Source organism: Occallatibacter sp. (genome assembly GCF_049510455.1).
Classification (GTDB): domain Bacteria; phylum Acidobacteriota; class Terriglobia; order Terriglobales; family Acidobacteriaceae; genus Telmatobacter.
Genome location: NZ_JBEKYX010000138.1, coordinates 1 through 8,392 on the forward strand (window position 1 = coordinate 1; position 8,392 = coordinate 8,392).

Here is an 8,392-nt window from a genome sequence, read left to right on the forward strand (position 1 = left end):
GATGGCACGGCGTTGAGCATCTTCTCCACTGGTCCCAATGGCGAAGGCAGCATCAATTCCACGCTCTGCGATGTCACTACCGCAAACGAGGTTCACCCCTCCCAATCTTCTATCTACAACTGCTAGTATTAGGACCCGGTGGAGAATCCGTCTTGCAGCGTCCGGAGGGCGACATCATTGTCTTTCACGCCTATGACGCAGTGACTGGTAGACCCGCCCTGCAGATATCCACCCTCACCTGGGACCACGGCTGGCCGCACGCCGCTCTCCAGGAGTCCGCAAAATAACGTTCCCTCGGCGCGCACCTCTACCAGAGAAAAGTGCCGACAGATTCGGCGCTCAGAGTAGCGGTAAGGCTTTCCCCGTGATAGCGGATCTGAAACGTCTGGGAACGACGCCCAGGATTGGCCACGATCAGCACATGCTTTCCATCCGGAGTCTTGAAGGCAACATCTGGAAGTCCCGAAGTTGAAGTCGACCAGACACGCACCGATCCCGGACGTACAAACTTTGCAGCGTGCGCAATGACATACCAGGCAACATTCTTCGTCACATTATTTCCATCCAGCGTCACTGCACCTTCGCACATCGGGCAGCCGCCGTTGTCCGTATGTGGACCGAACTTGGGATCTGCAGCCAGGTTCCAAAGCAATACATTGCTGCTCCAGTTCCTGGGCGCCGCAATCACCAGGCGCGCCACGGCCTCCGCAACTGGCAAAGGCGCTGCCTCTCCCTTATCAATGACCATCTGCTCCGTAAAGTAGAGGTGTTTCTCCGGATACGCTTCATGCACCTGCGTTAGCGCGCCCATCTCTCCCCCATAGAGATGAAACGCAGAGCCGTCCACATATTGCCTGGCCTCCGGCTCATTCAAAATCGTCAACGGATAATCCGGCCTGTCGCAGTTATGGTCATACACTTGAATCTTTGTCGCGATTCCCGCCTTGCGGAAAGCCGGACCCAATGCCTCTTTGATAAATACGGCTGCGTCAGACGCCTCCATAACCATACTGGGGGTGTTGTTGGCATTCAGCGGCTCATTTTGAAGTGTGATCGCATCCAGGTGGATGCCAAGGCTGGCCATGGCGTGCAGATACGTTACAAAGTATTGCGCGTATGCCTTGTAGTATTCGTGCCGCAGGCTGCCTCCCTTCAGCGCTTCATTGGTCTTCATCCATGCAGGCGCTGACCAAGGCGAACCTAGTATTTTTATCTTCGGGTTGATAGCCAGAATCTCCTTCAACACCGGCACGACCGTCGTGCTATCCGGACCAAGATCAAATTTTGCAAGATTCGTGTCCGTATCTCCGGCAGCAAGGTCGTCATACGTAAATGCATGGTCGTTCATGTCGGATGAGCCGATGCTGATGCGAAGATAGCTGACACCAATGCCATCCGCTCCAGTGCCGACCAACTGCTGCAGAAATTCCTTGCGCTCCTGCGCTCCCATCTTCATCAGAAGCTGCGCACTACCGCCCGTCAGTGCAAATCCAAAACCATCCATCGACTGATAGCTGCGAGCATCGTCGATCAGAATTGCTGGAAGATTGCTGTCCGATTTCTCAAAACGCAAAGGGGCATTCTGCTGCATCAACAGAGATGATCGATCCGCCGTGGTGAGCCACAAACTAACGTCCTTCGACTCCTGAGCAGGTAAAGGAAGAACAATCAACACAAGGAGCGGAAAAGCCAGACAAGACCAGAACCTGAGTCGCCACAGGCTGACAGACTGGCGCATGGCTGGGGTGGCTGTCTTCTGCAATACGGAATCTTTCATCGATGCATCTCTTCTCATTCAGGAAATTAGTAACTAACGAAGACTCTTATTTCTTCAAACCATACTTTAGATATTCGCCGCCCACAGCACAACCGGTTTTATAATCGGCGCGAATTGCTGCAGATACTCTGACAAATCCGCACAAACTGCCCGCGAACTCGGCCGCCATCTCCTCTTCGCTAGAAAACAATGGTCATAACCACGCTTTCCGTGTTCTATTGAATTACATACTCGCCAGACGCATTTCCAGAGAGCCAATCATCATGCCGAATCTATATGCCTTGCTTGTCGCCATCGACGCCTATCCTTCCGGCATTCCGCCGCTGAATGGATGCATCAATGACGCCGACGCCATGGAGCAACTGCTTCGCACTCGCTTCTCCGATGCATCTCTGCATCTGCTCCGCCTGAACAATGCCGATGCCAAGCGGCAAAATATCATCGACTCATTCCGCAGCCATCTCGGCCAGGCCTCCGGCGACGATATCGCGATCTTCTTCTATGCCGGTCACGGCTCCCAGGTCCCCACCGGCGGCCTCTTCGCCGCTATCGAGCCCAGCGGCATGAACTCCTCCATCGTTTGCTACGACAGCCGCGTCCTCGGCGCTCCCGATCTGGTCGACAAGGACATGGGCGTGCTCATCTCTGAGGTCACAGCCAAAGGCGTCCATCTCACCACCATCTTCGACTCCTGCCACTCCGGCTCCATGGACCGCGACCTGCCTTCCACTGAGATTGAAGCTGATGCTGGGGCCAAGACGATGGGTTTTGGCGCGTCCAAGCAAAAACCCTCTGTACGAAAGGTCCCACGGCGCGCAGACTCGCAAGCTGTCAACGACTATCTCGTCAACCCTTCCACCCTGGAAACCGCTATCCGTGACTCCCCCACTCCGCCGCAGCCCATAAGCTCGATCACGCTCGCGTCCACCGCGAATTATGTACCGGACCAGTGCGGACTTCATATCCTGCTCGCAGCCTGCGAGACCGACGAAACAGCGAACGAGTACTACGACATCGAAGGCAATAAGCTGCACGGAGCATTCACCTTCTTCCTCACCCAAACGCTCACCAACGCCAAAGACGCCATGAGCTACCGCGAGCTGGTTCACCTGGTTCGCGCCACAATGGATGGCAAAGTCGCGCCACAGACCCCCAAGCTTGAGTCCTCCGGCAACGACGCGATGTTCGGCAATCTCTTCCTCAGCCTCACGCCCACTGCGTGGACGGACTACGCCATCGCAGGCCTCTCCAATCTCACGAACCAATGGCAGCTCGATCGCGGTGCATTGATGAGTGTTGCCGCCGGCGCACACTACGCGCTATATCCCGCCACCGCGCCGAATTCCGATCTCGCCGATGCAGGTAAGGCCGTCGCGTTGGCCACCGTTACATCCGTTACTCCAGCGACATCGGTGCTTCAGCTTGATCCCGGCGTGCAGCTCGATTCGGATGCCCAATACAAGGCTGTTCCCACCTCATCGTCCGCGCTCAGCCACATCGATACATGGAAACAGCGCCTGGCGCTCACCAACCCCAACACGAAAATCCCAGCAACCGCGCTTGATTTCCTGGTTATTGCTTATCCCGGCACACCGGACCAGCAGGAGCTGCACTGTCCGCCCCACAAGCAAGTTGAACTGACTTATCGCAACGTCCCAGCCGGCCAGGACAATCGCCCGTTCTACTCCGGCAGCATCACAAACAAGCACAACATTCCGCTCACCGTCGCGCTGCTCGCCTTCTCCGGCGACTACAGCATCTCCACCGCTCTGCTGGATGCCGAAACGCAGCGCCTCGACCCGGGCCAGACCGTTTACCTTCACTCCGGCACGCCGCTTCACTGCTCCGTTCCCGGTACCGCGAAAGACACCACAGACGAGATGCTTCTCGTTATCTCTACGGACTGGTTTGACGCCACCGTCTTCAAGCTCGACTCCCTCAACCCCGCCGCCCCGCCCAGTCCTACCCGCTCCATGTACTCCAATCCACTGCCGCAGCAAGACTTCACGACCTGGCGCGTCACATTTCACACCACGCGGAGCTAAAACCGATGAGCAATACCGCGCCCCCTGTCTTTTTCTTCACCTTTGCCGATCCCGATCAGCAGTCCGGCGTCGCGCTACCCTCACTCCAGAACGAAGAGGCAGGCATTCGAGCCGCGCTGGCTTCCGGGGAACAGAGCGGCAGTTGGGAGTTCGTCTCCGGCTTCCACGCATGCCGTGCCAATTTGTTTGAGACCTTCCGCAATAACCGCGTCGCCGTCTTCCACTTCGGCGGCCACTCCAATCAGCAAAGCCTCTGGCTTCCCGCGGAAACACCCGGCAACCAGATTGTTGACGGCACAGTTCTCGAAGAATTTCTCGCCTCGCAACCCAGCCTGCAGCTTGCCTTCTTTAACTCCTGTGAGAATCAGGACTGGGCGGCCAAAGTTGCCACCCGCGTTCCCTTCGTCATTGCCTCCGTTGCCAAGCTCGATGACGCCATCGCCGGCCACTTCGCCGCAGCCTTTTACGGCTACCTCGCCACTGGAAGCACTCTGGACGACGCCTTTTCTCAAGCCGCCGGCGATGTCATGGGCACGCACCAGACGAGCCTCGGCAACTGGGTGGACAAATACAAGCAGCAGCCTCCGCAGTTCCGCACATTTGATGAGGCGGAGGTATTCCCTACCCCCGCACAGGCCACATTCCCCTGGGTCGCAGTCAAACGTCCCGGCGCTTCCTCATCCGGTTCCTGGCGTCTTGCAGACGTTGCGCATGATCCGCTCGTAGGCCTGCCACCGCTCGCGCCAAGCTATTACACGACGCTTCCTGAGCGACCATACGTTACCATCAAGGGCCACACCAAAGAGGATGCGCCGCTTTTCTTCGGCCGCTCCACAGAGATTCGCGCCATAGCCGACTGGGCGCTCGGCGCCAGCGATCCCGCGCGCCCCATCAGCCTCTTCTACGGACAATCCGGCGTTGGCAAATCTTCTCTCCTCAATGCCGGCCTGCTCCCGCGCCTGCCCGCCGATTGCCGCTACGCTTATCGCCGCCGCAATCGCAACCTCATCGACGATCTCTACAGCGCCATCGCAGAAGTTCTCGCCGCTCAGCCCCCGTCCCCAGGCACGCCTGCTCCCGACCCCGCGCAGGACCCCGCCGCGCGTGAAACCCAGGCTCGCGCGTGGCTCAGTCTTCCCCATCGCTCCCTCATCATCCTCGATCAGGTGGAAGAAGCCATCACGCATGCCGTCACCACAGGTAACGCCATCGACGGCGAGCTGCGCGCCTTCGCCATTCACGTCCGTCAGCTCTTTTCTCAGGCTCCGGCCAATGCATCTGCTCGCCTACTGCTCAGCTTTCGCAAGGAATATCTGGCTGAAATCCGCGGCTACTTCGCCGAAGGCAGCACAGATAACTCGCCCGATCTTCTCGATCACTTCTGGCTTGATCGTCTCGATCACGACGCCATCGTTCAGGTCATCACTGGCCCGGCCTACTCCCGCTTCACGCGCGACAAATACAAGATTGCCTTCCCTGAAGGCGACCGGGTTCCGAGCCTCATCGCCGACGATCTCCTGAAAGGCGATTCCTCCATCGCCACCGTGCTGCAGATCGTCCTCAACCAACTCTGGGACGCCGCAAAGCCCGATGCAAACGGCATTCGCAGTTACACCGTCGAGCTCTACGAGAACCTCGCCATCCGCCAGAACCCTCTTCTCGGTTTTTACGAGGAGCAGCTAGCTGCGCTCTGCGGGCCAGGAGACACCAAGGTTGTCACTCAAAACAAAAACAGTTCAGCACCGGCTGAACTCAAAGCCGCCTCGCAAGGACTTGAGCTTGATCTCCTCTACGCGCATACCTCGGAGCTCGGCACCTCGCGCCGCCGCTCGCTCGACGACCTCAAAAACGATTACCCAAATCTCACAGAACTCGGCCTCAACCTCGATCAGCTTTTAACCGCGAACATCGACAAATATCTGCTAACGCAGCCCGCGCGAGATCCCGGAGGCATGCAAACAGCCGCCGACAATCACTCAACTGCGCTTACCCACGACACACTCGCCCCGCTCATCCGCCGCGACTTCGCACTCTCTGAGCTTCCCGGCGCGCGCGCGCGCCGCTTACTCGAGAACCGCGCCCGTGAGTGGGCCGGCGGCAGAAAAGGAATTGTCCTCGACCGCGCCGACCTGCGCACTGTCACACGCGGCCTGCCTCACATGCGCGCCGCAACGCCAGACGAGCAGCGCCTCATCCATGCCAGCCGAGCCGAACGCCGTCGCAACTTTGTACGAACCTTTCTATTTTTCTTACTCCTACCGGTGCTGGCAGTGGGAACGCTTGCCGTCTATGTCACCCGTGTTGAGCAGCAGGAGCATGCCGCGGTCAACGCCGCATCGAATTACTTAGGCAATAACAACAACCAGGTGCTCGCCATCGCGGAAGGCATGGAATCCGTGCGAATCGAGGAAAATGATGGCTTCTGGCTGCGTCTTAATTTTCTTGGAGGCATCAGCCAGACGAACAAGCAGATCATCTCCAATCTGCAGAAGGCGCTTGAATTCCGCGAGGTTTATCGCGTGAAGACGGATGATTCCGTGACCACTCTCGATCAGTGCGCCGTAACGCTCGACAAGCATGGCCGACCGCTTGTAACCAGCCGCAATGGCACAACGTTGCTGGGTGGCAACCCCGTACCGGCGCTCGAAGATATAGCCGCTTGCGATCCGGCCAGCGGTGTCATTGCTCAAATCAGCGCGGACGGCTGGAATCTCTCAGTCTGGCGCGCAGGGAAGACACAGACCTTCCGTCTCGCAGATGAGATGGCGGGGCCGATGGCGATCCAACCGGGAGGAGCTACGATTGCCTACGGCGCAGGAGCGGGTAGCAATCCAGCAGGCAAGTCGATTGTTCTCGTCGATCTCTCTACCGGCAAGAAGGTCCGTCAAATTCAGGGCGCCGACACGGGAAACCGTGTCTCCTTCAGCTCGAACGGGCGATACCTGGTGCAAGACAACGACAAGACAGGTCTGGACTATCTTGATTTGTCGCAATCCGTACCTAAATTTGTCTCACTTACTGGCAAAAATGCCATGGGACGGTTCGCCGGTGTTGCGGGCGGGCAGGATGTGGTGGCCTTTGGAGGCAAAGGCTTCACACCTCCCAGCGGAAAGATGAATGCTCAAAACAACGATCTGCAGGTTTACCGCCTGAGCGACGGCAAGCTGCTTAGCTTCAACACTGGCCTTGCTGACGGTCAGAATTCCGAATGGAGCGGCTATAAAGCGATTGCGCTTTCGCCCGATGGCAGTATGCTCGCCTCCTTCAGCAACCTTTCGCTGGGACAAATCGATCTTTGGGCCGTACCGTCTACGCTGGACCCGGCTGAATCCGGAGGCATGGCGTCGGTTGATCCGAAAGTGCTTCGCCTGCGTGAAGGACCGCAAGGCGAAGGATCGCCGGCGCATCTTACAGAATTCAGCGCCCCACAGGGGCTTTGGAATGTCATGGGCATCTCACCCGATCTGCAGTATGTAACTACGGTTGAGCTTCAGCAGATTCCTGTCGATCAAAACCAGCCGGATTCGAACAAGACCAAGCAGGTTAGCTATATTCACGTCTGGGCCATTAACCCTTACACCAGCAAAGAGCTCCAGAAGATCACATTTCCCATCGCGCTCTTCGACAACGGCTGCAAACTCATCGGCAACTTTATCGATGACATGGCTGCTAACCCTACGATGATCAGCGGCACCGAAAACATTAACTACCCCGCCCTGAGCAAAGCCTGCAAAGTAAGAATCAAGCAGCAGAATGCCATGACAAAGGCAACAAAAGCCGATCAAACCAGATCTGCTGCTGAAAAGCCGGAACCAAAACCTGCTAAATCCAAGCCCGCGACAAACGCATCATCCACGCCCGAGCCGGTTACGGATGCGCAGCAGAAGCTGAAAGCAGCTCGGCAAGCTGCCCGGAAAGCCGCAAGGCAAGCTGCGCGGAAACCGGGGCAGCAGAATATTCAATAGTTATCCTGTGCAACGGCTCATCCGAAGTTGTTTATTTTGTGGAGATTGCGGACATCGGCACAGTTCTTATCTAAATCTTCATGCGATCTTTATTTCGCCACTGTGCAGCTTGCACAGTGGCGAGTAAACCTTGGATCTGCAAAATGCACAAATTGTGGTGCGAGAGGGGTACCGTACCGTCCCTCCAATGAAACGGCCCGAATCCGCGATGGATTTCGGGCCGTTTCTCTCTTGATTATGAGTGTGGCACAAAACCCCTTAATTCTGTGCAAATTATCTGAGGGGAGGGAGGTTACGAAAGGGTGGTGGACTTTGGTAATGGGGAAAGACAGGAACTGAAGGGACTTGGGGACTAAAGCATCTCTCCCGAAGATATAAAGTTCGGACGCCCCACCCTGGCCGCGTATTCGTATTAGCGGCCAGGCTGGGATCGCTCCACAGCAAGAGGAGAACTGCTCTTTTCCCTCGTCCCTAGTCCTTCGTCATTACCAAAGTCCACCACCCTTTCGTAACCCCACCTCCTTCAGAAACTTTGCATGCAATTAACCCCATTTATGTTTTACTCAGAATTAGCAGAAGAAAGAGCCACGGCCCGAATCCCAAAA

At 56.9% G+C, this 8,392-nt stretch carries 4 protein-coding genes; 3 read left to right on the forward strand and 1 reads right to left on the reverse strand.

Annotated elements, in window-relative coordinates:
• Positions 1–152: 152 nt before the first annotated feature.
• Positions 153–287, forward strand: a complete 135-nt coding sequence (locus ABSG47_RS19210) for a hypothetical protein (RefSeq protein ID WP_424171610.1) — start codon at positions 153–155, stop codon at positions 285–287.
• Positions 288–307: 20 nt separating this feature from the next.
• On the opposite strand, the gene ABSG47_RS19215 is transcribed toward ABSG47_RS19210, so the two are convergent.
• A complete protein-coding gene (locus tag ABSG47_RS19215) occupies positions 308–1,777 on the reverse strand; it encodes a glycoside hydrolase family 30 protein (RefSeq protein ID WP_424171612.1) in 1,470 nt (489 codons plus the stop codon).
• Between the two features lie 263 nt (positions 1,778–2,040).
• Between ABSG47_RS19215 and ABSG47_RS19220 the strand changes: the two genes are divergently transcribed.
• Together ABSG47_RS19220 and ABSG47_RS19225 are read left to right on the forward strand one after the other, a co-directional pair.
• Positions 2,041–3,822, forward strand: coding sequence for a caspase family protein (locus ABSG47_RS19220; protein WP_424171615.1), 1,782 nt, complete (start codon positions 2,041–2,043; stop codon positions 3,820–3,822).
• Between the two features lie 5 nt (positions 3,823–3,827).
• Positions 3,828–7,787, forward strand: coding sequence for an nSTAND1 domain-containing NTPase (locus ABSG47_RS19225; protein WP_424171618.1), 3,960 nt, complete (start codon positions 3,828–3,830; stop codon positions 7,785–7,787).
• Positions 7,788–8,392: the final 605 nt, after the last annotated feature.

Coding starts and splice junctions, on each gene's coding strand:
- ABSG47_RS19220 (WP_424171615.1), top strand. CDS start 2,041: ATGCCGAATCTATATGCCTTGCTTGTCGCCATCGACGCCTATCCTTCC.
- ABSG47_RS19215 (WP_424171612.1), bottom strand. CDS start 1,777: ATGAAAGATTCCGTATTGCAGAAGACAGCCACCCCAGCCATGCGCCAG.
- ABSG47_RS19225 (WP_424171618.1), top strand. CDS start 3,828: ATGAGCAATACCGCGCCCCCTGTCTTTTTCTTCACCTTTGCCGATCCC.